The sequence below is a fragment of the Paenibacillus zanthoxyli JH29 genome (assembly GCF_000520715.1).
Taxonomy (GTDB): Bacteria; Bacillota; Bacilli; order Paenibacillales; family Paenibacillaceae; genus Paenibacillus_AQ; species Paenibacillus_AQ zanthoxyli.
In genome coordinates, this window is the sequence record NZ_ASSD01000618.1 from 1 (window position 1) to 2,909 (window position 2,909).

General features: G+C 55.1%; 2 protein-coding genes and 1 pseudogene. All 3 read right to left on the reverse strand.

The annotated features are described in order from the left end of the window. Window positions 1-588 (reverse strand): annotated as a pseudogene (locus tag L691_RS0123800) (UDP-glucose--hexose-1-phosphate uridylyltransferase); the annotation flags it as partial. A gap of 45 nt (window positions 589-633) precedes the next feature. Beyond that, entirely contained in the window at window positions 634-1,623 is a 990-nt protein-coding gene (galE, locus tag L691_RS0123805; RefSeq protein WP_025692776.1) for a UDP-glucose 4-epimerase GalE, read from the reverse strand. 1 nt (window position 1,624) lies between these two features. Next, a complete protein-coding gene (locus tag L691_RS0123810) occupies window positions 1,625-2,803 on the reverse strand; it encodes a galactokinase (RefSeq protein ID WP_025692777.1) in 1,179 nt (392 codons plus the stop codon). Window positions 2,804-2,909: the final 106 nt, after the last annotated feature.

The following is a 2,909-nucleotide window of genomic DNA, read 5'->3' on the forward strand; positions in this document are numbered from 1 at the left end:
GACATTCTCCCGGCAGAGCAGGCATTTCGGATACACGGGCGGCGGAAGCAGCCGCGCCATGGCGATTTCCTTCGGATTCTTCTCCGGTTTGGACAGATTGATCGTCATCTCCAAGTTGCCGAATGGCGAAGGCTGCAGCCAGTAAACATTTTTCGAAATGCGGTCCATGCGGATATAGTTGGAATCAATGCTGAGCTGATAGAACCGGTCGGTCGCGGCAGCAACGCCTTGCTCGGCGCTCAGCCGGTAAAACTCCGCGTTCACTTCCGATGGACGTGCCAGAAGAAGACCCATGATCTTGGCGTCAAGCAGATCTCGGTAAGTGACGCTGTTCTCCGGAATGAGCCCGATTTCGAAGCCGTAATCGATCAGAACATCCAGCGGAGCCTGCGGGCCCTGCAGTTTCGTATCATCGACTTTCCCGGTATAAGGCTCGCTGAATCTGAACTGCTCCAGCAGGAGATTTCGGCTGTAATCGGTATCGTCCGGTTCGATTAGCCGCCGGTGCGATGCGAACAGGACGAGCTGCTCTATGGCATGAAGCGCCAGATCGGCCCCGGAAGCTGTTGTATTTTTTTCGATAACCATGATGTTGTTCTCCTTTATACCGGCTGTCATCTCTATAGGCTTCATTCAAGCTTCCCCGTACCCTTGCGGATGAGACGAATGCCAGTTCCAAGCGCTGCGGATAATCTCCTTCAGATCGGCGCGCGACGGATTCCAGCCCAGCACGCTGCGGGCTTTATCAGAGGTGGCCACAAGCACGGCAGGATCGCCCGCGCGCCGCTCCTGAATGGCAACCGGAATGTCAAGGCCGGTCGCTTCCTTGGCCGTCTCAATCACTTCCTTGACGGAGAATCCCAGGCCGTTGCCGAGGTTGAATACGTTGCTCCCGCTTCCGCTGCGCAGATAGGTTACAGCCCGGACATGGGCGTCCGCCAGATCGGTGACATGGATATAGTCGCGTATGCACGTACCGTCCTTGGTTGGGTAGTCGTCGCCGAAGACAGCGATGCTCTCGCGCTGCTTCAGCGCGGTCTGAAGAACGAGCGGAATCAGATGGCTCTCTGGCCGGTGATCCTCGCCGATCTTACCGCTGGCATGCGCCCCGGCGGCATTAAAGTAGCGCAGCGCCACGTATTTAATTCCAAGCACCTTGTCGAACCACGACATCATCCGCTCCATCGTCAGCTTCGTTTCCCCATAGACATTGGATGGCTGGGTGCGGTCCGTCTCTTCGATCGGCACCTTCTCCGGTTCGCCGTAAGTCGCTGCGGTGGAGGAGAACACGATTTTGTTCACGCCGGCCTTCTGCATGCCTTCCAGCAGACACTGTGTGCCATATACGTTGTTGTCGTAATATTTTACCGGGTCCTTCATGCTCTCGCCCACAAGGGAGCTCGCGGCAAAGTGAATGACCGCTTCAATCTCGTTCTCGGCAAAAAGCTTGGCCAGCAGTTCCTTGTCCCGTAAATCGCCCACGTACAGCTTGCCCCCCAGCAGGGATTCCCGGTGCCCTGTTACCAGATTATCCAGCACCACAACCTCTTCACCGAGGTCAAGCAGCTCTGCTACCGTGTGGGAGCCGATATAGCCCGCTCCGCCCGTCACCAATATAGCCATCTCACTTCACTCCTTCCAATTCTCTAACCCCGTTGCCGATGCCGCATACGTAAAATTCGCCCGTAAGGCCCGTTCTTTCCTTATAGGCTTTGCCCACTTCGGCAATAAAGCGCTCGATATCGTCTTCATGCACCAGCGAAACGGTGCAGCCGCCGAAGCCCGCTCCCGTCATCCGCGAGCCGAGCGTACCGGGAATGCGCTGCGCCTCCTCGACGATAACGTCCAGTTCGGTGCAGCTTACTTCATACAAATCGCGCAGTGAAACGTGAGAGTCGTTCATGAACTGTCCGAACTGCTTCAGATCATTATTTTTAAGCACCTGTACAGAGTCAAGCACGCGCTGGTTCTCTTCAACGACATGGCGCGCGCGCCGTCTGACCGTTTCATCGGCGATTTTCCCTGCATGCCGTTCGAATTCGTCCGGCTTCAATTGCGCCAGGAAACCAAGGGAAGGGATTTCTTCACGCAGCGCGGCGAGCGCCTCGTCACACTGCTGGCGGCGTTCATTGTATTTGGAATCCACCAGCCCCCGGCGCTTGTTCGTATTGCCGATAACGAGTTTATAAGAACCGGTTATGAAAGGTACCAGATCATATTCCAGCGTATCGCACATAAGCAGAATGGCATGATCCTCTCTGCCGTTGGCGACAGCGAACTGGTCCATGATGCCGGAGTTTACGCCGACGTATTGATTCTCCGCGCGCTGGGACAGCAGCGCGATTTCCACCGTATCGGTATCGCCGCCCTCCAGCGTCAGGAAAGCAAACGCCGTAACGACCTCGATGGAAGCCGAAGACGACAAGCCCGCACCGTTAGGGATATCTCCGTGGAAGAGCAGGTCGTACCCCTGCGACACGGGATGCCCTTTTTTCTTCAGCTCAGCCATCACACCAATCGGATAGTCCACCCATTCGCCGGTCTTTTCTCTGCCGATTTCGGTATTATCAATGGATAATTCATATGGAAAATTAGTTGAAGCGAACGTTACTTTACCGTCAGCACGCGGCCGTACGATCAGTGTCGTGCCAAATTCCAGCGCCGCTGGCAGAACATACCCCCCGTTATAATCGAGGTGCTCTCCGATCAGATTGACCCTTCCCGGCGCATAGAACACTTTCTCCTCCAGGCCGCTTGTCCCGTATTTTTCAATGAATGCTGCATTAAGCTCTTGTATACTCATTGGTTCGCTCCACCCTTTCGCCGCTTATCCTGACTGGACTGAATATTCAGATGCTTCATGCTTATAGTATATTGAACACTCCCCCACTTAGCTAACACTTGAAGTG